This is a genomic window from Ruegeria sp. CH2, from assembly GCF_056537065.1.
In genome coordinates, this window is sequence record NZ_JBQFQV010000010.1 from 58,640 (window position 1) to 81,541 (window position 22,902).

At 59.4% G+C, this 22,902-nt stretch carries 23 protein-coding genes; 13 read left to right on the top strand and 10 right to left on the bottom strand.

Annotated features, from left to right (window positions below; translation table 11 throughout):
- Nucleotides 1–11 precede the first annotated feature (11 nt).
- Nucleotides 12–470: an NUDIX hydrolase gene (locus ACR0M9_RS14135; RefSeq protein ID WP_480773899.1), complete on the top strand. Its 459-nt coding sequence runs from the start codon at nucleotides 12–14 to the stop codon at nucleotides 468–470.
- 89 nt (nucleotides 471–559) lie between these two features.
- Entirely contained in the window at nucleotides 560–2,038 is a 1,479-nt protein-coding gene (locus ACR0M9_RS14140) for an inorganic phosphate transporter (RefSeq protein WP_480773900.1), read from the top strand.
- 9 nt (nucleotides 2,039–2,047) lie between these two features.
- On the opposite strand, the gene ACR0M9_RS14145 is transcribed toward ACR0M9_RS14140, so the two are convergent.
- Together ACR0M9_RS14145 and ACR0M9_RS14150 are read right to left on the bottom strand one after the other, a co-directional pair.
- On the bottom strand, nucleotides 2,048–3,022 hold the full coding sequence (locus tag ACR0M9_RS14145) for a 2-dehydropantoate 2-reductase (RefSeq protein ID WP_480773901.1): 975 nt from the start codon (nucleotides 3,020–3,022) through the stop codon (nucleotides 2,048–2,050).
- 45 nt (nucleotides 3,023–3,067) lie between these two features.
- Nucleotides 3,068–4,060, bottom strand: a complete 993-nt coding sequence (locus tag ACR0M9_RS14150) for a pirin family protein (protein ID WP_480556001.1) — start codon at nucleotides 4,058–4,060, stop codon at nucleotides 3,068–3,070.
- A 176-nt stretch (nucleotides 4,061–4,236) separates the two neighbouring features.
- Here ACR0M9_RS14150 and ACR0M9_RS14155 point away from each other — a divergent pair, with 176 nt between their 5' ends.
- Genes ACR0M9_RS14155 through ACR0M9_RS14165 form a run of 3 tightly spaced genes read left to right on the top strand, consistent with a single transcriptional unit; the run spans nucleotide 4,237 to nucleotide 5,422 of the window.
- A complete protein-coding gene (locus ACR0M9_RS14155) occupies nucleotides 4,237–4,695 on the top strand; it encodes a MarR family winged helix-turn-helix transcriptional regulator (protein WP_480484530.1) in 459 nt (152 codons plus the stop codon).
- On the top strand, nucleotides 4,692–5,069 hold the full coding sequence (locus ACR0M9_RS14160; RefSeq protein WP_480773902.1) for a hypothetical protein: 378 nt from the start codon (nucleotides 4,692–4,694) through the stop codon (nucleotides 5,067–5,069). The genes ACR0M9_RS14155 and ACR0M9_RS14160 overlap by 4 nt, the downstream gene beginning before the upstream one ends.
- 38 nt (nucleotides 5,070–5,107) lie before the next feature.
- The gene (locus tag ACR0M9_RS14165) at nucleotides 5,108–5,422 is read left to right on the top strand and encodes a monooxygenase (RefSeq protein WP_480473648.1); all 315 of its coding nucleotides are present in this window, start codon (nucleotides 5,108–5,110) and stop codon (nucleotides 5,420–5,422) included.
- A gap of 24 nt (nucleotides 5,423–5,446) precedes the next feature.
- Here the strand turns inward: ACR0M9_RS14165 and ACR0M9_RS14170 are convergent, their stop codons facing one another.
- The 4 genes from ACR0M9_RS14170 to ACR0M9_RS14185 all read right to left on the bottom strand — a co-directional run bounded on the left by ACR0M9_RS14170 (nucleotide 5,447) and on the right by ACR0M9_RS14185 (nucleotide 8,542).
- Nucleotides 5,447–5,791: a 5-carboxymethyl-2-hydroxymuconate Delta-isomerase gene (locus ACR0M9_RS14170; protein WP_480773903.1), complete on the bottom strand. Its 345-nt coding sequence runs from the start codon at nucleotides 5,789–5,791 to the stop codon at nucleotides 5,447–5,449.
- A 58-nt stretch (nucleotides 5,792–5,849) separates the two neighbouring features.
- A complete protein-coding gene (gene argF, locus ACR0M9_RS14175; protein ID WP_480484533.1) occupies nucleotides 5,850–6,776 on the bottom strand; it encodes an ornithine carbamoyltransferase in 927 nt (308 codons plus the stop codon).
- A 75-nt stretch (nucleotides 6,777–6,851) separates the two neighbouring features.
- Nucleotides 6,852–8,039 (bottom strand): acetylornithine transaminase, encoded by a 1,188-nt coding sequence (locus ACR0M9_RS14180; protein ID WP_480773904.1) that lies wholly within the window; start codon nucleotides 8,037–8,039, stop codon nucleotides 6,852–6,854.
- Nucleotides 8,040–8,281: 242 nt separating this feature from the next.
- Complete coding sequence (locus tag ACR0M9_RS14185; RefSeq protein ID WP_480773905.1) at nucleotides 8,282–8,542, bottom strand: zinc ribbon domain-containing protein; 261 nt, start codon at nucleotides 8,540–8,542, stop codon at nucleotides 8,282–8,284.
- 74 nt (nucleotides 8,543–8,616) lie between these two features.
- Between ACR0M9_RS14185 and ACR0M9_RS14190 the strand changes: the two genes are divergently transcribed.
- The 3 genes from ACR0M9_RS14190 (at nucleotide 8,617) to ACR0M9_RS14200 (ending at nucleotide 11,261) form a co-directional block, all read left to right on the top strand.
- Complete coding sequence (locus tag ACR0M9_RS14190; RefSeq protein ID WP_480586237.1) at nucleotides 8,617–8,982, top strand: MerR family transcriptional regulator; 366 nt, start codon at nucleotides 8,617–8,619, stop codon at nucleotides 8,980–8,982.
- A 52-nt stretch (nucleotides 8,983–9,034) separates the two neighbouring features.
- On the top strand, nucleotides 9,035–9,919 hold the full coding sequence (locus ACR0M9_RS14195) for a DMT family transporter (RefSeq protein ID WP_480773906.1): 885 nt from the start codon (nucleotides 9,035–9,037) through the stop codon (nucleotides 9,917–9,919).
- A gap of 106 nt (nucleotides 9,920–10,025) precedes the next feature.
- A complete protein-coding gene (locus ACR0M9_RS14200) occupies nucleotides 10,026–11,261 on the top strand; it encodes an MFS transporter (RefSeq protein ID WP_480773937.1) in 1,236 nt (411 codons plus the stop codon).
- Here the strand turns inward: ACR0M9_RS14200 and ACR0M9_RS14205 are convergent.
- Nucleotides 11,258–12,061 (bottom strand): ABC transporter permease, encoded by an 804-nt coding sequence (locus ACR0M9_RS14205; RefSeq protein WP_480622737.1) that lies wholly within the window; start codon nucleotides 12,059–12,061, stop codon nucleotides 11,258–11,260. The two genes, ACR0M9_RS14200 and ACR0M9_RS14205, sit on opposite strands and share 4 nt — an antisense overlap.
- Before the next feature lie 126 nt (nucleotides 12,062–12,187).
- Between ACR0M9_RS14205 and ACR0M9_RS14210 the strand changes: the two genes are divergently transcribed.
- Nucleotides 12,188–12,757 carry a GcrA family cell cycle regulator gene (locus ACR0M9_RS14210; protein ID WP_267363457.1) on the top strand — a complete coding sequence of 190 codons (570 nt, stop codon included), beginning with the start codon at nucleotides 12,188–12,190 and terminating at the stop codon, nucleotides 12,755–12,757.
- Nucleotides 12,758–13,360: 603 nt separating this feature from the next.
- Here ACR0M9_RS14210 and ACR0M9_RS14215 read toward each other — a convergent pair.
- Nucleotides 13,361–14,956 (bottom strand): GMC family oxidoreductase, encoded by a 1,596-nt coding sequence (locus ACR0M9_RS14215; protein ID WP_480483846.1) that lies wholly within the window; start codon nucleotides 14,954–14,956, stop codon nucleotides 13,361–13,363.
- A 109-nt stretch (nucleotides 14,957–15,065) separates the two neighbouring features.
- Between ACR0M9_RS14215 and ACR0M9_RS14220 the strand changes: the two genes are divergently transcribed.
- From ACR0M9_RS14220 to ACR0M9_RS14235, 4 genes are all read left to right on the top strand, one after another.
- Nucleotides 15,066–16,304, top strand: coding sequence for a TRAP transporter substrate-binding protein (locus tag ACR0M9_RS14220; RefSeq protein WP_480483847.1), 1,239 nt, complete (start codon nucleotides 15,066–15,068; stop codon nucleotides 16,302–16,304).
- A 66-nt stretch (nucleotides 16,305–16,370) separates the two neighbouring features.
- The gene (locus ACR0M9_RS14225; protein WP_480487433.1) at nucleotides 16,371–17,036 is read left to right on the top strand and encodes a TRAP transporter small permease; all 666 of its coding nucleotides are present in this window, start codon (nucleotides 16,371–16,373) and stop codon (nucleotides 17,034–17,036) included.
- Nucleotides 17,036–18,394, top strand: a complete 1,359-nt coding sequence (locus ACR0M9_RS14230) for a TRAP transporter large permease (protein WP_480547640.1) — start codon at nucleotides 17,036–17,038, stop codon at nucleotides 18,392–18,394. Before ACR0M9_RS14225 ends, ACR0M9_RS14230 begins: the two co-directional genes overlap by 1 nt.
- 11 nt (nucleotides 18,395–18,405) lie before the next feature.
- Nucleotides 18,406–19,185, top strand: a complete 780-nt coding sequence (locus ACR0M9_RS14235; RefSeq protein ID WP_480483850.1) for an IclR family transcriptional regulator — start codon at nucleotides 18,406–18,408, stop codon at nucleotides 19,183–19,185.
- 254 nt (nucleotides 19,186–19,439) lie between these two features.
- Here ACR0M9_RS14235 and ACR0M9_RS14240 read toward each other — a convergent pair whose 3' ends face one another.
- Together ACR0M9_RS14240 and ACR0M9_RS14245 are read right to left on the bottom strand one after the other, a co-directional pair.
- Nucleotides 19,440–20,516 (bottom strand): DUF2235 domain-containing protein, encoded by a 1,077-nt coding sequence (locus ACR0M9_RS14240; RefSeq protein WP_480773907.1) that lies wholly within the window; start codon nucleotides 20,514–20,516, stop codon nucleotides 19,440–19,442.
- The gene (locus ACR0M9_RS14245) at nucleotides 20,494–22,785 is read right to left on the bottom strand and encodes a xanthine dehydrogenase family protein molybdopterin-binding subunit (RefSeq protein ID WP_480773908.1); all 2,292 of its coding nucleotides are present in this window, start codon (nucleotides 22,783–22,785) and stop codon (nucleotides 20,494–20,496) included. Before ACR0M9_RS14245 ends, ACR0M9_RS14240 begins: the two co-directional genes overlap by 23 nt.
- Between the last annotated feature and the right edge of the window lie 117 nt (nucleotides 22,786–22,902).

Here is a 22,902-nt window from a genome sequence, read left to right on the forward strand (position 1 = left end):
AAGAACATCACATGAGTGCTTGGCTGCGAAATATCTGGGAAGAGGTCGGACGCCCCTTGTTCCTGCGCCCCCAACGGGTGCAGTTTGCGGCCCTGTGTACCCGCAGGCATGAGGGTCAGGACGAGGTTCTGCTGATCACCAGCCGCGAAACCGGGCGCTGGATCATCCCGAAAGGCTGGCCAGTCAATGGTCTGGACGGGTTGGAGACGGCGCTGCTGGAGGCGTGGGAAGAGGCTGGCGTGCGTGCAGATGCGGTTGACAAGGAGCCCGTCGGCCAATTCACCTATGACAAGATCTTCAAGGGGGGAACGGCCCAATCGGTCCTGACCCGTGTCTACCGGGTTTCCGTGCGCGAGCTGGCCGATGATTTTCCCGAAGTGGACAAGCGCAAACGTCAGTGGTTTTCACCGGCAGAAGCCGCCAAACGGGTTCAGGAGCCCGAGTTGCAGGCGCTGCTGCGACAGATGTAGCCGTTTCGCAACAATTTGATGGCTGCGCGCTTGCCCCTGAACCGGGAAACCGTTAGCTGCGGGCGATCTGCGAAACTTTGACAAAACCCATGTCTGACACAAACTCAAAACCGCGCTGGCAGGCGCTTGACACCGACCTGCAACGTATCTCGCGCGTCGAAATTGCCAATCTTCATGTCGCCCGCCCGCTGCTGGCGCCGGGAATCGCACTGGCGTTCATGGTGCTTGCCGGATTGATGGCGGCGGTGCTGTTCGGACGGGCCGACGGCACCTATATCGTCGTGGCTGCGGCCGCGTTCGGGGCCTATATGGCAATCAATATCGGCGCCAATGACGTGGCCAACAACATGGGTCCCGCGGTGGGTGCGAACGCGCTGACCATGGGCGGTGCCATCGTGATTGCCGCCGTTGCCGAAAGCGCGGGCGCGTTGCTTGCGGGGGGCGATGTGGTCTCGACCATCTCGAAGGGGATCATCGACCCGGCCTCGGTGCAGAACAGCAACGTGTTCATCTGGGCCATGATGGCGGCGCTGATCTCGTCCGCCATGTGGGTCAATCTGGCGACCTGGATCGGCGCGCCGGTGTCGACAACGCATTCGGTTGTGGGCGGGGTCATGGGCGCGGGGATTGCCGCTGCCGGTTTGAGCGCGGTGAGCTGGGGCACGATGGGCGCGATTGCGGCCAGCTGGGTGATATCCCCGGTTCTAGGCGGCGTGATTGCGGCGGCATTCCTGGCGCTGATCAAGACCAAAATCCAGTATCAGGACGACAAGATCGCCGCCGCGCGGCGTTGGGTGCCAATCCTTGTGGCGGTGATGGCGGCAGCGTTCGCCACCTACCTGTCGGTCAAGGGTCTGAAGCGGATCGTGAAGATCGAACTGGAGGTGGCGCTGCTGATCGGTCTGGGCAGCGGTGTGCTGGTCTGGGCGCTGACGGTTCCCTGGGTGCGTCGCAAGTCCGAGGGGCTGGAGAACCGGACCCGGTCGCTGAAAACCCTGTTTGGCCTGCCATTGGTGATATCGGCCGCGTTTCTGAGCTTTGCCCACGGTGCCAATGACGTGGCCAACGCGGTCGGCCCCCTGGCGGCGATTGTCCACGCGGCGGAGTTCGGGGATTTCGCCCAAAAGGTTTCGATCCCGCTATGGGTGATGATCATCGGCGCGTTCGGGATTTCGTTCGGCCTGTTCCTGTTCGGGCCCAAGCTGATCCGGATGGTCGGCAGTCAGATCACCAAACTGAACCCGATGCGGGCGTTTTGCGTGGCGTTGTCAGCGGCGATCACGGTCATTGTCGCCAGCTGGCTGGGCTTGCCGGTCAGTTCCACGCATATCGCCGTTGGCGCAATTTTCGGCGTCGGGTTCTATCGTGAGTGGCAGTCGGATCGCAGGCGGAAACAGAACAATGGGCGAAACGCGACAGCGCAGAAGCTGGCCCCGGAAGAATACCGGCGGCGCAAGCTGGTGCGGCGGTCGCATTTCATGACGATCATTGCGGCCTGGGTCGTGACCGTGCCTGCCGCAGCCGCCATGTCGGCCGTGATTTTCTGGATATTGACCAGATTCGTCTGACGACTGCTATCAGAGCCTGATCTGTTCCGGGGACAGCGGATGATCGGGCGCGTGCTTGATCAGGTCTGACACTTTTGTGCAAAGGGGGGTGGGCACCCCGGTTTCATGCCCCAGCCGAATGATATGGCCCTGAAGGCTGTCGATTTCCGTTTGCCGCTCGGCCATCAGGTCATAGGCCATCGAGGTCCGGGCGGCAGGATCGATGGTGAGCATCCGCGCTGCGATCCGGCTGAACAAGGGTGTCGGCAGGCGCAGGATATGCGGCGTCATCCACGCCGGAAGCGGCGTTGTCGAGGCCACCGGATGCCCGGCCGCCTTGAGAACCAACAGCGCCTCGGCCATCTGGTCGGCCATGAGGTTGCGCCAGTCACGGCTGAGCAGCTGATCCACAAGCGGCAGGCCCGACAGCGCGTTCAGCGCATTGTTCAGATTGATCACCAGCTTGCCCCATTGCACCGCCTCGATCCGGTCAGTTGCGATAACGGGCAGGTCCGGGCTGCTGAGGGCGGTGGCCAGATCGCCAGGGCCGTTCTGGATGACAATTTCGCCTGATGTGGCCCGGTGATAGGTGGCGGGGCCGTTCGGGACCACGTTAAAGGGGACCATACCCGCGCGCACATCCCGACCGGGCAGCGCCTTGCGCAGGGTTGCCGCATTCTCGATCCCGTTTTGCCAGGACAGGACGGGCGCGTCCCGACAGGCGGCGTCCGCGATATGACCGGCCATATCCGCCGTCGCCCCGGATTTGACGGTGACGATCACCAGTTCGGCCTGATCCAGGCAGGCAGGATCGGAGCTGAGTGTCAGGGCTTCCGCCGCAACATGGGCATTGAGGCCATCGTAATCCGTGACAGTCAGCCCATGTTCGCGGATCGGGTCCAGTACACGGGCACGCCCCAGCAAGGTCACCGCATGCCCTGAGCGGGCCAGTAAACCGCCGCAGTAGCAGCCGATGCTGCCCGCGCCTGCGATGACAAGTTTCATGATACCCCCTCTGGTATACCAGAAAGGATCACCGCAAACGGACGGTTACACAAGCCCACCCGGCCCCGACGCCGTACGCGGGCGGGCCAACCGGGGCTTAGTACGCTCAAACTGTTCTGAAATGGCGATAAACTCGCGGTCATCCCCTGCCGGAAGGTGGAAGGCGCCATTGACCCAATCGGCGCTTTTCCACTCATGAATCGCCGTCTCGATCTTTTCTTTCGAGGATGAGACGAAGTTCCACCAGATATAGCGATCCTTATTCAGAGTGGCACCGCCCAGCAGCATCAGCCGCGCGCCCTGCGGGCCTGCCCGGGCCGATAGCCTGTCACCGGGGCGGAACACCATCATGCGGCCTTCGTCGAACATGTCGCCTGCAATCTCGATCGATCCTTGTGTGACATAGACACCGCGATCCTCGTGGTCGTCGGGCAGCGGGAAGGACGCGCCGGGGGCAAGCTGAACATCCAGATAGAAGGTCTCGGACAGCATCGTCACGGGGCTGGTTTCGCCATAAGCGTTGCCGAGGATCAGCCGTGCGCTGACGCCCTTGTCTTGGATATGGGGCAGCGCGCCTTGCTTGTGGTGTTCGAACTCGGGGGCCATATCCTCCTGCGCTTCGGGCAGGGCAAGCCAGGTCTGAATGCCGAACAGCTTGTGGCCTTTGCCGCGCGTTTCTTCGCTGGTGCGCTCGGAATGGGTCACGCCACGGCCTGCAACCATCCAGTTGACCTCGCCGGGATAAATCATCTGGTGAGTGCCGAGGCTGTCGCGATGTTCGAATTCGCCCTGATAGAGGTAAGTGACGGTTCCCAGCCCGATATGCGGGTGCGGTCGCACGTCAATGCCACCTTCGGTGACGAATTCTGCCGGGCCGACCTGATCGAAGAAGATGAATGGGCCAACCAGTTGGCGTTTGACCGAGGGCAGCGCGCGGCGCACCTCGAACCCGCCCAGATCGCGGGCGCGGGGAATGATGAGTGTTTCCAGCGCGCCGTTTTCAGCTGCGTCGGTGGTGTGGGACGGGTTCCAGCTCACATTCGTATCCTCGGCCTTTTTGATCATCCAAAGCAGGTCTGCATTCGCTAAGTCAAAATATATGCAGGCCCGGGCCCGGCGTCAGTGCAGCCTTGCACGGGGGACGTGCATATTTGCAGCATTCGCACGTGTGGGTGCATCTTGACATTACCCCTAACTAGGGATAAATGACAGCCATGACACACGAGACCCAAGACCGAGAAAACCAGGCCCTGGTATTGGCCCTGTTGCGCAGCCAGCAGTTGTTCATGCGTGCCATGGGGCCGGTGTTTCGCGCCGGGGGGCTGACGGCACCTCAGTGGGATGCGCTGGAGACCCTGAACACCAAAGGCGCGCTGTCGATCAATGACCTGTTGCGCCTGACGCTGTCCACATCCGGCAATCTGGATGTTGTCGTCAAAAACCTGATTCAGGCCGGTCTGGTGGAGAAGACCGTTGATGAAACCGACAAGCGCGCCCGCGTTTTACGCCTGACAGAAGCCGGAAAACAGAAAGTGGCCGCGTTCATGCCCGTCCACAATCAGGCGCTGGAGCAGATATTCGGACGCCTGAGCACCGAAACCAGACGCGAGACGATCAGAACGCTCAACCAGCTTCGCAAAAAGCTGCCCCAACCACAGAAAGGCGAGACATGACCAACAAAACCTTCCTGACCGCGCATGGTGTGATCTACATGTTTTTCGCATTGGCGCTGTTTTTTGCGCCAACCATCCTTTGGCCCAATTATGGACTGCAACTGAACGATCAGTATGCCGTGTTTCTGTCGCAGCATAATGCGATCTTTCTGGGTGGCATCGGCCTAATCAGCTTCCTGTTTCGAAACACTGAAACCGGTACCGAGACAGCACAGAACATCCTGAAAGGTCTGATGGGGACCAACATATTGGGCGTTGTCATCACGCTTTATGCCTGTCTGACCGGGGTGTTCACCGGCTTTGGCTGGTCCGATCCCATCTTCTTTGCGCTGCTTGCCATTCTGAGCTTTGTGCAGCTTGGCAGGAACCGCTGACCACACCCCCTACCCCCCTGAACGTGGAGCATTTGACCATGAGTACGATGAAAATCTGGGATCTGCATCTGGCCTATGACGGACCCGTAACCGCAGAATTTCTGGCCGGAACAAAGGAACTGGCTGAAAGCATCGCCCAGGAACCCGGTGTCGTCTGGAAGATCTGGACTGTCGAAGAAGGCACGAACCATTTCGGATCGACCTATCTGTTTCGCGATCGCGCCAGTCTGGAGACCTACAAGGCGATGCACCTGAAACGCCTTGAGGCCATCGGGGTCGCAGTGACCTCGGATCATGTCTTTGACATCATGGAAGACCTCAGCGCGATCAACAACGCGCCAATACACGGCTGACGGACCCGGAGAGTACCCGCGCCATCAACCTGCCAGGCGCTTTGCATAGGTGGCGCGGGTCATCTCGACATCCTGCACGGTGATGCTGCCGACCTCGGGCAAGGTCTGGGCCAGAACGTCCAGAATGATGGCGTTAAGCTCGGCCCGTGTGGCCTCATCCCGGCCACGCATCAACAGCAGCGTGGCATGCACGAAGGTCTGTGGTTGCGTTCCGATGTAGGAATAGGCAATCGGTGCGGCGCGGATCTTGAGCGCTGAGGCGTCGATTTCATCATGTTTTGCGAGAACAGCATGCAGCCGCTCGCAAATCATCTGGAAATCATGAGTGTCGTCCAGAGATTTGGAAAATTCCAGTGTGACGTGAGGCATTGAATGCTCCGAAGGTCATGAGAGAGCCTGATGGCCCTCTCGAAACTGCAAGGTGATCCTAAACGCCAAGACACCAGCGCATGACGGCCTTTTGTGCGTGCAGGCGGTTTTCGGCCTCGTCGAAGATGACCGAGTTCGGTCCGTCCATGACCTCGGAGGTTGCTTCTTCCTCACGATGCGCGGGCAGGCAGTGCATGAACAGCGCGTCGGGTTTGGCATGTGACATGAGTTCCGCGTTGACCTGATAGGGGCGCAGCATGTTGTGGCGGCGTTCTTTGGCGGATTGGCTGTCATGCATCGAAACCCAGGTGTCGGCCACCACCAGATCAGCGCCCTCGACCGCTTTGTGCGGGTCCCGTTCGATGACGACTCGGGACCCCTTCTGGCGGGCAAACCCCATGAACTCTTCTTCCGGATCAAGCTGGGCCGGGCCGGAGAAGGTCAGATCGAAGCCGAACTGACCGGCGGCGTGCAGGAAGGAGGCGCAGACATTGTTGCCGTCGCCGGTCCAGACCACTTTCTTGCCCGCAATGGGGCCGCGGTGCTCCTCGAACGTCAAAACATCGGCCATGATCTGGCAGGGATGGGTGCGGTCGGTCAGGCCGTTGATGACGGGCACGTCGGAATATTCGGCCATCTCGGTCAGGATGGTTTCATCGAAGGTGCGGATCATGATCATGTCGACATAGCGCGACAGCACACGGGCGGTATCGGCAATGGTTTCGCCGTGACCGAGCTGCATGTCCTTGCCCGACAGCACCATGGTCTGGCCACCCATCTGGCGCACACCCACGTCAAAGGACACGCGCGTCCGGGTCGAGGGCTTTTCGAAGATCAGCGCGACCATACGGTCTTTCAGCGGCTGTTCGTCGTCAGGGGCGGCCTTGGGACGGCCCAGACGCGCCAGTTTCATCGCGCCCGCCTGATCGATCATGGACCGCAGCGCGGTGGCATCGGTTTTGTGGATATCGAGAAAATGGTTCATATCGCTTCGCTTTTGGCTGGTCGGGCGGTGGGGGCCAGCCCCCACACCCCCGGAGTATTTGGGAAAAGATGAAGCTCAGGCAGTTGCGAGCTGGGTTTCGATCTGATTGACGGCCTTTTCGAGGCGGATCATGGCCTGGGCGATGTCATCCTCGGTCAGGGTCAGGGGCGGCAGCAGGCGGATGACGTTGTCGGCGGCGGGGACGGTGATGACCAGATTGTCATAGCCCGCATTGACCACATCAATATTCGGCGCCTTGCATTTCAGGCCGAGCATCAGGCCCGATCCGCGCACCTCTTCGAAGACCTCGGGGTGATCGGCAACCAAGCCTTCGAGTTTCTGGCGCAACAGGCCGGCCTTGCGGTTGACACCTTCGAGGAAGGCGGGTGTGGCGACCTGATCGATCACAGCACAGCCCACGGCGCAGCCCAGCGGGTTGCCGCCATAGGTGGAGCCATGCGTACCTGCGGTCATGCCGGAAGCCGCATCTTCGGTTGCCAGCACGGCACCGAGAGGGAAACCGCCGCCGATGCCTTTGGCGACCATCATGATATCCGGGGTGATCCCGGCCCATTCATGGGCGAAGAGCCTGCCGGTACGACCGACGCCGCATTGCACCTCGTCCAGGATCAGCAGCAGACCGTGTTCGTCACAAATGGCGCGCAGGGCCCTGAGTTCGGCGTCAGGCACGGGGCGGATGCCTCCCTCGCCCTGAATCGGTTCGATCAGGATGGCTGCGGTATCTTCGGTGATGGCGTCGGTGACACCGTCGAGATCACCGAAGGCGACGTGGACAAAGCCCGGCAGAAGCGGGCCAAAGCCTTTGGTCATCTTCTCAGACCCGGCCGCTGCGATGCCCGCCGACGACCGGCCATGGAAGGAGCCGTCGAAGGTGATGATCTCAACCCGTTCGGGCTGGTCTTTGTCATAGAAATACTTGCGGGCCATTTTCACGGCCAGTTCACAGGCTTCGGTACCGGAATTCGTAAAGAATACCGTATCCGCAAAGGTGTGTTCGACCAGCTTGTCTGCCAGTGCCTGCTGTTGCGGGATGTTGTAGAGGTTCGAGACATGCCACAGCGCGTGGGCCTGTTCCGTAAGGGCGGCCACCAGTGCCGGATGGGCGTGGCCCAGTGCGTTCACCGCGATCCCTGCGCCAAGGTCCAGAAAACGTCGGCCATCCGCCTCGGTCAGCCAGGCGCCTTCGCCCTTTACAAATGACAGGGGCGCGCGGTTATAGGTCGGCAGAACGGACGGGATCATGGGATCATCCTTTTCGGGTCGTTTGAGCCTCGTGAGTGATACACGAAGGCCCGGTTCGTCAACAGATTTGGTGAGATTTGTGCCAATTTGGCAGGCACATGGGATCAAACAGGCCGATTACGCAAAGAGGCGTCGGCGTCGGAGCAGCTGGATATGTGCGCGTTTGATCATGGCCGCTCTATAGACGTGAAAAGACAGCCTGAAAACCCTATTATTGCCGCCGCGTCAAAATTACCGCCGGATCATTTCGCCGGGCGCCAGCGGTCGAGCTTGCCCATACCGCGGGTGAAAGCCCAGGCAAGGATGCGGGGCATGCCTTTGGCGACGAGGGCATCGACGCAATGAGACTGGAACTCTTCCAGCGAAGCGTCGGGATGGCGGAATGCACCGTTTTCGTAACACAGCGAGCAGTAACGCGTGCTGCGCCCGCCGTCAGCTTCGGACCCGCCGCCCTGGGGATCTTTTGACAGCGGCATGCCGCAACTTTGGCATTTGGGACCCATGGTGCATGTCCTTGCAGAGAATGACTGTCTGACATAGGATCAAAACCATGGAGTTGAGTCAACGGTTTTGAAACATGCGGATCGGGGAACTTGCGCGGCGCAGCGGGCTGAGCCGTGACACGCTGAGGTTTTATGAACGCCAAGGGCTGATCCGGTCAGGCCCGGGTCCGGACAACACCAACAGCTATCGCGACTATCCCGAAGACGCGCTGATCACGCTGGAGCAAGTTGCCGATGCACAGGCGGCAGGCATCAGCATTGCAGAACTGGTCATGTTGCTGGGGCAGTTGGAAGCCGCCGATCCCGACAGCTTTGACGGCGAGGCGTTTTTGCAGGACCGGATTGACGAGGTCGAAGCACGGATTGTGCGTGCGGAGCGGTTTCTGGACAGCCTCAAACAAGCCAAGGCGGCGCTGGCGGCCGCTCCGGTTTTGCGCTGAGCGCTGAATTGCGTCTTGCCAAGGCCCCTTTTTTGGCGCACCGCTTTCGCCCATGTTCACCCCGAAGGCGCAAAATCCTGCTTTGGCCGCAGGGCTGATCTTTGTCGCGACCGCCTTTATCGCGGCGACGACGCTGTTGGCCAAGGCCTTGGGGACGGACACACTCGGGCCACCCTTGCACGCGATGCAGATCAGTCACGGGCGGTTTCTGTTTGCCCTGCTTGCCATCCTGTCGGCGGTCGCAGTGCTTCGTCCCCGGCTGGGGCGGCCCCATTGGGGGCTGCATGTCGGGCGAACCAGCTTTGGCTGGGCCGGGGTGACGTTGATGTTCGCGTCTGTTGCGTTCATTCCGATGGCGGATGCGACGGCGATCTCCTTTCTGAACCCGGTCTTTGGCATGGTCCTGGCCATTCCGCTATTGGGGGAACGCGTCGGCCCGTGGCGCTGGCTGGCGGCGGCCGTGGCCCTTGCGGGTGCGGTGATCCTGCTGCGCCCGACACCTGCAAGTTTTCAACCCGCCGCCCTTCTGGCGCTGGCTGCGGCTGCGTTTATCGGGATGGAGCTGATCTTTATCAAGAAACTGTCGGGGCGCGAGGCCCCGATCCAGATTCTGCTGATCAACAACACGATGGGGCTGGTGATCGCCACGGTCGCGGTCAGCTTTGTGTTTCACATGCCTACGCCACAGCAATGGGTTGCGCTGGTGGGGATCGGCCTGCTGATGGCCTGCGCGCAGGTTTGTTTCATCAACGGCATGGCACGTGCGGACGCGTCATTCGTGGCCCCGATCAGCTATGCCACACTGATTTTCGCCGCGCTGTACGATTTTGCGGTGTTTGATGTGATCCCCGACCGGATCAGCCTGATTGGCGCGGTCACGATCCTGACCGGAGGGCTGATCCTGGTCTGGCGCGAGGCGGTAAACCGCCGGACCTGACAGAAAAAACCGCCCTTGCGGTTCAGGGGCGACCTTTGTGTCGCAAATCCCCATGAATGGCGAGGTGACCGGCGCATTCTGGGCTGAGTTGATTTGCGAGTTTGTTATGCATGAACGCCGAATACCTGAATGGGTACGCCACGCGCCTGCCCCATCGGTGCGCGATTTCGGGATTCTGGCCGGAATCGAAGCCGTGGTGCGCGGTATTCTGATTTCGGTCTTTCCGCTGGCGATGTACCGGGCGCTGGGCGATGCCTCGTCCGTGTCATTCCTGTATTTCCTGATTGGCATCCTGTCCCTGCTGGTCGGGTTGATGGTGCCGTTCCTGATCCGTTTTGTACCGCGCAGATGGGCCTATTCCACCGGTTGCGTCATGTTCATCTGCGGTGCATCGCTGGCGATCGTGGGCAGCCCCGAGGCCGTGGTCGGCGCGTTGGCCCTGAATACCATGGCCGCGGTTGTCACTTTCATCTGCTTCAACACCTATGTGCTGGATTACATCAGCAAGATCGAACTTGGCCGGTGCGAGACCAGCCGCATGTTCTACAGCGCTTTGGGATGGACGGGCGGCCCAATGGCCGGTGTTCTGCTGATGGAGCTTTGGCGCCCTGCCCCGTTTGTCATCAGTGCCGGAGCGGCGCTGGTCATGCTGGCGCAGTTCTGGCGCATGCGTCTGGGCAATGGCAAGCTGATCACCAAGGCTCGTGGTCCGGCCAAGAACCCGTTGGCCTTTCTTCCCCGGTTCTTTGTCCAACCCCGACTGGTTGCCGGATATCTGTTTGCAATGATCCGGTCCTGCGGGTGGTGGATATATGTGGTCTACCTGCCCATTTTCGCCATCCAAAACGGGCTGGGAGAGCAACTGGGCGGCATCCTTCTGTCGTGCACAAACGCCATGCTGCTGGCCGCCCCGTTGATCCTGCGCTGGGTCCAGACGCGGTCGCTCAGGTCGGCTGTTCGCATCGGGTTTGCCGCCGCGGGGGCCTGCTTTTTCGCAGCCGGATTGGTCGCGGGATGGCCGGTTGCCTCGGTGGCTGCGCTGGTTCTGGGGTCTGTCTGGCTGATCGTTCTGGATATCTGCGCCGGATTGCCCTTCCTTATGGCCGTTAAACCGTCTGAGCGAACCGAGATGTCGGCGATTTATTCCAGTTACCGCGATGTCTCGGGCATTCTGACGCCCGGTGTTGCAGCTCTGGTCCTGCTGGTGGCTCCGGTGGCCGGTGTGTTTGCGGCAGGCGGGATTGCCTTGTTCGGGGCATGGGCTGTCTCGGCCCGCTTGCATCCGCGGCTGGGCGAACCCAAGCCTGCCCTGTCGCCCGATAGGCTGGCAGAGCCCGGTTAAGCCTTAAGCCGATAGCCGGTGCGCAGCATTTGCCAGGTGATCAGCCCGATGGCCAGCGTGGCAAAACCACAAACCGCCATGCCCAACCACGGAGAGCTGTCGGACACGCCAATCATGCCGTAACGCAGCCCATCGATCAGGTAGAAGACCGGGTTCAGGTGGGTCAGGCGGTTCAGGACAGAAGGCAGCGCCTCGACCGAATAGAAGGTGCCCGACAGGAAAGCCAGAGGTGTGACGATGAAGTTGGTGATCGCGGCCATCTGATCGAATTTGTTTGCAAAGATCCCGGCAAAGAGGCCCAGCGCGCCCATGAAGGCACCCCCCAGAACAACAAAGATCAGTGCAATCAACGGATGCTGGGGCGCGATGGACAACAGGACCAGCAACGCAACCGAAATCACCAGCGCGATCATCAGGCCACGGGCGATGCCACCGGCGAGATACCCCAGCAGGATCTCGAGCGGGGACAGCGGCGGCATCAGCGTGTCGACGATATTGCCCTGCACCTTGGCAATCACCATCGAAGAGGAGGTATTGGCAAAGGCGTTCTGGATCACCGTCATCATCAGGATCCCCGGTGCCAGAAAGACCACAAACGGCACGCCCATGACGTCAGGGCGGCTGGGCCCAATGGCGATGGTGAAGATCAGCAGGAACAGGCCAGCCGTGACCAGAGGCGCCAGAACGGTCTGGGTCCAGACCGAAAGAAAGCGCCGAATCTCGCGCTGCGCCAGCGTGTAAAGCCCCATCCAGTTGACCGCCCCAAAGCTGCGTGCGGTCTGTTCTGCGGGATTCTGCATGCTTTGCCCTCAACCTGATTCGAAGACAGCTTGTAACTCGGGCCGCAGTGTTTAGAATAGGGGGCTGAGACGAATTCCCAAGGCGGCCCGAATCCGGGGCCGCTTTCCGCTTTTGAAAGGCTGACGATGTCCTGGACAGACGAGCGCGTAGAACTGCTGAAGAAGATGTGGGGCGAAGGCCAGTCGGCCAGCCAGATCGCCAAGGAACTGGGCGGCGTGACCCGTAACGCGGTGATTGGCAAGGTCCACCGCCTGGGCCTGTCCAACCGGACAGCAGGCGCAGCCCCGGCCAAGTCCGAACCGAAAGAGAAACCGGCGCCCGCGCCCAAGGCCGAAGCCAAGCCCAGACCCATGCCAAAGACAGAACCGGCGCGCCCGGCTGCTGCTGCCGAGGCGAAACCCGCCGTTCCGGCCCGCCGCCAGATCATCCCGGCCGGTCAGCCGCTGCCGCCGCAGCCCTCGGCCAACGAAATCAGCCCCGAGGCGCTGGCCAAGGTCAACGAGATCGAGAAGAAAGCCAAGAAGCTGACGCTGATGGAACTGACCGAGAAGACCTGCAAATGGCCCGTGGGCGACCCCGCGACCGAGGATTTCTGGTTCTGCGGCCTTCCGGTTGAGGCGGGCAAACCCTATTGCGAGGCGCATGTGGGCGTGGCCTTCCAACCCATGAGCTCGCGCCGCGACCGGCGGCGGTAATTGCGAACACCAGAACCTAAATCATGTCTATAGAACGTGAAAAGGGCGCAGGCGTTTCGCCACGCCTCTTACCGGAGGCGTTGCATAGTCAAGAACGACGCAAGACGTAACGAGCTCTTACAAAGAAAACACCCTCGCTGAATGCTGCGAAGGTGTTTTAGTTCGGAGCGTCAACTTTGCGGGACTTAGCAGACAATAGCGTTCACCGACGCAGTGTCCGCACCCAGACAATTAGGGAACATTCAAGTTCGCGACCCAAGGCTGTGTATGTCTATCTCAGCAAGTGCAGTACTTGTACGCCTAAAAATAGGAAAGCGGACGTTAAGAGTTGAACTTTAGGAAAGTGTCCGCGTCCGCTTATGCATGCTTCGCGAGGTTGGTGTGGTGTTAAGTCCCTGCGCTAGATGCTCCACAGATCATTGACCAATGGTCGCTCCCAGATCACTGTCAGTCATGACTCATGAGTCATGAGTTAGGCAAAGCGCAAGTTGCGACCAGACTCCACCGACCAAACAGCTTGAGCTTGCGCGAATGGCGCACTGATCCATCGGTTGCGAGTGTTTTGGGCATTTTGCATGGCATGCGGACAAGACGGAGGGACTGTCAGGCATCTGCACTTATCAAGTCGCTTGCCTTTTCGCCTATCATAATTGCTGGCGCATTAGTGTTGCCACTGACGATATCCGGCATAATGGAGCAATCAGCTACCCTTAGGTTCTTTATTCCATGCACATTTAGTTTTGCGTCGACAACGGACATGCCATTGCTTCCCATCGCGCAAGTTCCGGTTGGGTGATAGATTGATGCGGTGTTGGATCTGGCCCAATCTAGCGTGCCTTCGTAATCGTCGCAACTCAGCTCTGCCGTCGGTCGAAATTCCTCGGAAATTTTTGAAGCCAGAGGGGCCAGTTTGGCAATCCCACGTGCGATATTCACGCCATCGACGATCGTTTTGCAATCCGTTTCCGTGGACAGGTAGTTAGGGACGATTTTGACGTGTTTAGACGGATCGGGACCGTTCAACCGCAATTCTCCGCGGCTTTCCGGGCGCAGTTGGCACACCGACATCGTGAACGCTGAAAACGGATGCACTCCCTCGCCAGGACTGTCAGCGGACCAGGGTTGGACGTGAAACTGAATGTCGGGGGTTTCAACCTCGGGGCGGGTTTTCATGAAACCGGTGGCAAGGCTGGCGGCCATGGTCATCGGGCCTGCGCGGAACAGCGCGTATTTCAGGGCAATTCGCGCCTGATTGAACAGGCTGCGGACTTCGTCATTCAAAGTCGGCTCGTTACATTTAAACACAAGCCGCGCCTGTAAGTGATCCTGCAAACCCTTGCCGACACCCGGCAGGGCGTGCAGCGGTTCGATACCGTTTTCCTTTAGATGATCTGGGTCTCCGATTCCCGACAACATCAGAATTTGGGGGGAATTGATCGCCCCACCGGACAGAATGATCTCGCGCCGGACTTTTAGAGTTTGTTCAGCACCCGAACGATCCCGATAAACCAGTCCGGTTGCCTTTTTCCCTTCTAAAACCACCCGCGCTACCAAGGCATTGGTAATGATGTTGAGGTTCTGACGACCCCGGATAGGTTTTAGATACGCCACGGCTGCGCTGCAGCGTCGACCATTGCGGGTGGTCAACTGAAAGTACCCGACGCCCTCTTGTTCGGCCCCGTTGTAGTCTGGATTGAACGGATAACCTGCGGCCTGCGCTGCAGCGACCCATGCGTCGCAGATGGGACGTTGGATGCGCATGTTGGACACAGACAAAGGTCCACCGACACCGTGGAATTCATCCTCGCCGCGCTCTTGATCCTCGCAGCGTTTGAACAGTGGCAACACGTCCTCCCAGCCCCAACCTTCGTTGCCCATCTGACGCCAACGGTCGTAATCCTCTTTCTGGCCGCGCACATATAGCAACCCATTCAAAGAGGATGACCCACCCAGCACCTTACCGCGTGGCCAATCGATGGATCGACCGTTCAGGCCGGGATCGGGTTCGGTCCGATAACACCAGTCGACCGATGGATTGTGCATTGTTTTGAAATAGCCAACAGGGATGTGAATCCACGGGTTCGTATCGCGGCCACCAGCCTCAAGCAGCGCAACCGTCGTATTGGGATCAGCGCTTAGCCGATTGGCAATGACACAGCCCGAAGACCCCGCGCCAACAACCGCATAATCCACCTCCATGACTGCCTCCTCCGAAAGTTGCTGAAAAAAACTCTATGCAAGTTGATCGAATTATACTAGCCTTTTTTGATACAAAACGTCTCAATAATTGTGATCAGGGAGGTAAGCAATGGAGATTGGTCGGAAACTAAGTGGTATTTCGCGTCGGAATTTCTTCCGAGTTGCGGGCCGTTACGGCATGAGCTCGACCTTATTGGCAGCAGGCGGGTTCGGTGGCGCAATGAGCCTGGCGAATCTGGCACAGGCTGCCGAATCAACTTACGAGAAACGCTTTTCGAAAGAACCGAAGCACACGCTGAAATTCGGCGCGTCGGGCTTCAACACCCGCAACCTGCTGATTGAACGCGCAGGCGCAATCGAGTTCGCACGGGATCTGGAAGAGCGAACGGATGGCGAGATTCGGATTGAATTCATCGGTGACAATCAGATCTGCGGACAGTTGAGCTGTGTTGAGAAGACACAGCAGGGTATCGTCGACATCTATGCGGCATCGACCCAGAACTCTGCCGGCGGTGCGCCCTATCTGAACGTGCTGGATTACGCGTATATGTTCCCCAGTCGCGCGGCACAGTATCATTTCTTCTACAGCCCGGCGAGCCAGCGCATCCTGCGTGATCCGCTGGAGAAACGGCATGGGCTGAAGTTCCTGTTCACTCATTGCGAATTGCGCGGTCTGCAAATGGGATCGACCTTTTCAGACAAACCGACCGTCACCAAACTGGAAGAACTGTTTGGCACCAAAAACCGCGTGACCGGCACGCAGTTGGGCCGGATTGCGATGCAGTTATTGAACCTGAACCCGGTGCCGGTGGCATGGGAAGAGACTCTGGACGCGCTCAAGACTGGTCTGATCGACGGGGCCGAAACATGGGCCTCGGCCGTTGCCTATGCCAACATGGCGCCGGTGGTCTCGCAGTCAGTGAACCTGAAATTCTTCTGCGGAACCGAACATACCTCAATGTCAGCAAAGGTGTTTGATGGGCTGAGCGGCGAGTTACAGGATGCTGTGATGGAATCTTCGTACTTTACGCAGGCGCTGATTCAGGGCGCGAATGAGGCGGCGCTGTTGAACACCGTGGGCTTCTCGGACCCGCAACTGCCTGACACGATCTTTGCCGAAAACGGCGTGCGCCCGGCATTTCTGGCGGATGATCAGATCAAACTGGCCGAGGAAATGTGCGCCCCAAACTACAACCCCGAGCCCTGGGCGCAATGGCGTGAACGCCTGAACAAATGGGCAGGTGGCATCGATACCTATCAGGAAATCTATGACATCGCGCGTGAGATTCCAGCCGATACACTACCGGAAAATGTCGAGCCGCGCCGTTGGTGGAAGGGCGAAGCCTGATAAACTTACACGAACCGGCCCCAGGCGGGCCGGTTCATCCAATTACCGACTGGGAGGACGGGGTACATGTCGTTTTGGGCAGACATAGGCGCAATTTTCAGCGCCTTTCTCAGCCAGGATTCGTTCGAGATTCAATCCGCACTGGAATCCGACGCGACCTGGGTGTTGGGCGCGATTGTCTCGGCTCTGGGCGGGTTCGTGATCATGCTGATCTATCGGGCCGTGCCCTTCATTGAACGGCATCTGGAACGATCGGTAATGGTGTATTCCTACCTTGCCATTGCCTTGATCATCTTTTGGGGCGTGATCGACCGGTTCGTGTTCAACGATCAAGAGCCCTGGTCGACCACTATTCCGCCGCTGCTGTTCATGGTGATGGCGTGGTTCGGGGCCTCGTATAACGTCCGCCTACGTACACATCTGAGCTTTAGCGAATTCCGCTCTGCCATGCCGCGCAGTGGTCAATTGGCCTGCCTGATCCTTGACGCCTTGCTGTGGTTCATATTCGCAGTGATCGTCATCGTGACCACGTCCCGGCTAGTCGCCCTTTCGGCATCGAACTTTCAGATCGTTCTGGGGACTGACAATATCATGCAGTGGTGGTTCCTTCTGGCCGCACCACTGTCGTTCTTTCTGATGGTCGGTCGGGTGTTTCAAAACCTCGCCGACGATCTGCACAACTGGAAAACAGGTGAGCCGCTGATCAAGCAGGCCGTGATCGGAGCAGACTGATGACAGATGGAACCATGGTCACACTGATCTCGCTTGGGGTCACTTTTCTGTTCATGTTGGGCGTGCCGGTCCTGTTGGTCATCGGTTATTGGGTCATAGGCTGTTCATTTGTCCTTGGCCTGACGCTGGACAACATGGGTGCCGAATTGCTGAACGTGTTCAACAAGGGTTTTGCCCTGTTGGCGATGCCACTGTTCATCCTGACCGGAGACCTGATCAACAAATCGGGTATTGCGCGGCGTCTCAGCGATTTCGCCTATGCCTGTCTGGGCTGGATACGCGGCGGGCTGGCGATGGCCTCGCTTGGCGCCTGTGGGTTGTTCGCAGCAATCTCAGGATCCAACTCGGCGACGACAGCAACCATTGGCTCAATGCTGCATCCCGAGATGGTGAAAGGCGGCTATGACGAACGTTTCAGCGCGGCCACAGCGGCGGCGGGTGGTACGGTGGGCATCATCATTCCTCCGTCGATTATCTTTATCGTCTACGGATTTCTTATGAACCTGCCGATTTCCGAACTGTTCGTTGCAGGCATCCTTCCGGGGGCACTGATGGTCTTTGGCATGCAATTCGCGTGCTGGATCATTTGCCGCATAAACGGTTGGGGGCATCTGATCCCGTTACAGCTGAACCGAGTGTTGAAAACCGCCTTTGGTGCATGGCTTGGGTTCTTCGCAATTGGACTGGTGCTTTGGGGCATCTATACGGGCAAATTCTCTCCGACCGAAGCAGCGGGCGTGACGGTTGGATTCTGTGTGATCGCAGGATTGGTCAGCTATCCGATCAACCGGATCATGGGCGCGCGGAATGATATTTCGCCGACCGAGAAGAGCTATGCCGAGATGTTCGTAGTCGAAGGGTTTACTATCCCCGAGATCCCATCGATCGTGATCCGTTCGGCCCAGATCACCGGAATTCTTGCACCGCTGATCGCGATTTCGGTGGTGATGCAGCAGATCCTGTCATTGCTTGGCGCACAGCAGACCATTGGGGATTTCGTAACCTCAATGGGTGGGTACCATGCGGTTCTGTTCACCTCGATGGTGATCGTCTTCTTCTCGGGCATGGTGCTGGAAAGCCTGCCTGTGACGATCATTCTGGCCCCGATCCTTGCCCCGATTGCGGCGTCAGTTGGAATTGATCCGATCCATTTCTCAGTGATCTTCCTCGTGGGGGCGTCTATCGGGTTCATCACTCCGCCATATGGCTTAAACCTGTATGTGGCCTCTGGCGTGACCGGAGTGCCCTATTTCCGGCTGCTGCGGTACACAGTACCTTATCTGGTCGCATTGCTGTCGGTGTGGATTTTGGTGTCACTTGTGCCCGATCTGGCCTTGATCCTGCTGCCAAATAACTAGACTGTTAAGGAATGGCCGCAACGGAAACAAAAGACAAAGAAACTCAGATACCGACCAACTTGCGCCTTCTTCTCATCCTTGAGGAGGTGGCGCGACGCGGGGTCGCCGTCAAACCGTCAGACCTGATCGAGTCACTGGGCCTGGCCAAGCCAACCATCCACCGCCTGTTGCAAACCGCAGAAGCCGAGGGCTTCCTGCAGCGCGATCTGGATGGGCGTTCATACGGCCCTGGACACCGACTGCGATTGCTTTCAGTCAATACGATGTCTTCCGAGCACCTGCGTACGGCGCGTCTGGCGATCTTGCGCAGCGTCGCCGAGCAGGTTGGTGAAACCTGCAATCTCGCCATTCCAGACCGAGAGGGGATGATCTATCTGGACCGGGTGGAAACGAAGTGGCCACTGCGGATTCAGCTTCCGGTTGGTACTCAGGTACCCTTCCATTGTACGGCCAGCGGCAAGATGTACCTGTCCACACTGCGGCAAAAAACGCTGGACGGTTTTCTTTCAGCGGGAAATCTACAACCACAGACGGAGCGCTCGCTGACTGATCCCAAGTCGCTGCGAGCGGAGATCCAACGTATCTCTGAGAATAGTTATTCCACCGATGACGAGGAATTCATGACCGGAATGACTGCCTTAGCTGTACCCGTTCAGGATGGGCAAGGCCGATTGGTAGGCACGCTTTCGGTTCATGCGCCGACACAACGTCATGACGTCAACAGTCTGATGTCGTTTCTGGGAATACTGCAAAAAGGGGCGGATGAGCTTTCGGCTCTTTTGACCGAGTGACTAGTACCGGAGATGACAGTCAAAACGTAAACTTTTTTACCAACTGCGAATTCGGTAATCGACCGGTTTGGAGAATTCTGCACCTCAGTGAGTGAGAGTGTGATCAAAGTCCAGTGTGCGCCGTTCGTTCAGCGTTGTAGAGTCAACATTTGCGCACTGCTGCCATTCCTGGCTGGTGCAGCATCAGCCGCTCTGGGCTCGAACCTGACATTGAAGTGCCGGTGATCTTGGTGTCAGTGGCACATGGTAGCCTTTCACTGCGCGGGATGTGTCGGCAGGTTCGGCATCGCCACCCAGCCCGGCAATTCATCCGGCGCGACCGAGACATGCAGGCGTTCTGACTGGTCCCGCCCGACCTTGCGGTGTTTGCGCAGCAAAAATATCTTGCCCCAACCGCGCCAGGTTCCAACCGATTGCGCATGGGCATCCGTGGGGAAACGGGTGCGCCAGCCTTCGGGCATCGGCAGCCCGTGCATCTCGGCCTTGTCCAGCATCCAGATCAACGAGATATTGCTGAGCGGCCGGGCCTCTTCATAGCCGTTCAGCTGGCCGCCGATATCGCCATGGGTGCCACGGAACCAGACCTGTTCCACATGGCCATTGAACTCGGGCTTGCATCGCCACAGAACCGGCTCGAACACCTCGCGCGTTTCGTCGAGGGCCAGCGCGTGATAGCCATGCAGAGTGGCAGGGCCCAGCTGGTGGTTGTGAAAGGCATGGCGATCCTCGGCCCAGCGCCACAGCAGCGGCAGGCGCAGGCCCAGCGCCTTGACCGTGTCCCAGACACCGACCATCTCGATCTTGACGTTGTCGTGGCAGAACTTGCGGCGGAAATCGCGGGCGGCAGTGCCGCTGACATTGCATTCATAATGGCGGTAGGCTTGCAGGATGTTCCGCTCGGTCGCGTGTTCGGCCTTGAGCAGGCCGATCATATCGATCACCCCAGCCAGGCTGCGCACGCCGTAGGCGCCACGGGAATAACCGATGAAATAAATGCGGTCACCGGGTTTGTAGCGGGACGCCAGATAGCCATAAGCGCGGCGGATCTGGCGGTTGATGCCCCGGCCCATCATCACGTCCATGGTGGACTTCCAGCTTTCCCACTGCACGCCCGACTCGTAGAACACCGACACCTTGCTGCCCATTTCGCAGCACAGGCGATAGGTCTGACCGGCGTGGGTCTCGAACCCCGGTTCGAGGGTGGACATGGTGCCATCAAGGATAATGACGTGGCTGATCGGCTCGCGGTGCCGCGTTTCGGCGGAGTGCTCGGACCGTAAGGGCCGCCCGAGCCATCCCAGAACCTTCCTACTTAGCCGCGACAGATTCATGCGTCAGCAATTCCCAAACCTTGTGAGGTGTGAAAGGCATATCCGCCTGCCGCACCCCGTGATCCCAGAGCGCGTCCTGAACCGCATTTGCCACAGCGGCCAGAGCGCCCACCGTGCCGGCCTCGCCGCATCCTTTCATCCCCATCGGGTTGGAAGTTGACGGCACCGGCGCCGAGGTAAACTTTATCATGGGTACGTCCACCGCGCGGGGCAAGGCGTAATCCATAAACGATGCCGTGAGCAGCTGTCCGTGATCATCATGCACCACATGTTCCGACAGCGCCTGCCCGATGCCCTGAACCACCCCGCCATGCACCTGCCCTTCGGCCAGCATCGGGTTGATAAGATTTCCGAAATCATCAACCACGGTGTAGCGGTCCACACGGGTTTCGCCGGTGACGGAATCGATCACGACCTCGGCAACATGCGCGCCGTTGGGATAGCTGCGGGCATCCAGTTGCGCGCGGGACTCATGCGTCAGCAAGTCCACGCGCCCGTCGGCGCGCGCCATAGCCGCGGCTTCGGTCAGGGTCGGCGTCAGGTTCGAGCCCGGCGCGCGGAATGTTTCATGGTCAAATCGCACATCACTGTCCTCGACCCCCATCTTATCGGCCAGATAAGGCGTGAATGCGGCGATCATCTTGTCAATGGTGGCGAGGGTCGCGGTACTTTGCACCGTCACCGAGCGCGAGCCACCGGTTCCGCCGCCATGGCCAAGCCGGTCGGTATCGCCCTGAATGACGGTGATCCTGTCCATCGGGACGCCAGTCTGATCGGACAGGAACTGGGCATAAACCGTCTCGTGCCCCTGCCCGTTCGATTGTGTGCCGACATAAAGGTTCACCGTGCCATCCGCGCAAAACTCGACCTTCGAGTTCTCGGAAGGGTCCCCCAAAATACTTTCGATATAGTAACAAAGACCCTGCCCCCGGATCAGACCGCGTTCGGCATCGGCGGCCTTGCGGGCTTCGAACCCGCTGGTCTGGCTGGCCGCGCGGCGCAGGACCATGTCGAAATCGCCGACATCATAGGTTTCACCCGTGGCAGAGGTGTAGGGGAAATCGCCGGGTCTGATGAAGTTTTTGCGACGCAACTCCCACGGGTCAACGCCCAGTTCGCGTGCGGCGCGGTCCATCACGCGTTCCAGCACATAGATCGCCTCGGGACGTCCGGCACCGCGATAGGCGTCGACCTGTGTTGTCGTGGTATAGAACCCCTCGACCCGGAGATAGGTGGTCTGAACGTCATAGACCCCCATCAGCACCTTGCTGAACAGGCTTGTCTGGATCGCCTGCGCGAAATGGCTGTTATAGGCACCAAGGTTGACTTTGCTGTGGACGCGGTAGGCGGTGATCCGGTGGTCTGCATCAAAGGCCAGCTCGGCCAGCGAGGTCAGATCGCGGCCGTGGTGATTGGACAGCATCGCTTCGGACCGGTCGGACATCCAGTGCACGGGCTGGCCCAGTTTCATCGCGGCCACGGCCACGCAGAAATATTCGGGATATGGCATCACCTTCATGCCGAACCCGCCCCCCACATCCGGGGTGGTGACGCGGATCGCATCCGCATCGAGTTTCAGCTTTTGTGCCAGTTGTGCCTTCATCGCCCAGACACCCTGCCCGCCATAGGAAAAGTGCAGACGCCCGCCAGACCAGTCGGCCTGACAGCCCCGCGGCTCGAGCGAGCTGATGATGACGCGGTTGTCGTGCAAGTTCAGCGACACGGTATGGGCGGCGGCCTGAAAGGCGGCCTTGGTCGCGGCCTCATCCCCCAGACCCCAATCAAACGCGCGATTGTCGGGCGCTTGCGGGTGCAGGGCCTCACCCCCCGCGTTCACGTCCAGCTTGGCGGGGCGTTCCCGGATGTCCATCCAGATCAGTTCGACCGCGTCCTGCGCCTGTACCAGTGTATCCGCGATGACAACGGCCACGGGTTCGCCCACAAAGCGCACACGGTCCTTGGCCAGCATATGCCGATCCGGCGCGGCAGAGCCGGTCCCGTCGCGGTTGGTCAAGGTTGCGGCATTCATCACCGTGTCGATGCCCGAGGCGGCAAGATCGTCCAGTGTCATGACCAGCCGCACCCCGTCAGCATCCCGCGCGGCCTCAAGATCCAGCGCGGTGATATCGCCATGGGCCGCAGGGCTGCGGAAGAAAGCGGCAAACAGCGCATTGTCGGGCACGGCATCGTCCATATAGCGCCCCTGCCCGGTCAGGAACCGCTGATCCTCGGTCCGTTTGACGGGCTGGCTTTTGCCGAATTTTTCCATGGGATGCTCCTGTCGCTGCCTTGATGGCGACACTAGCCCTGTGCTTGCTTATGTCCAGCGCCTTGCATGAAAGCGTGTGGCGACACCGATGTCGTAAACAGGATTGCAGGAGCCACA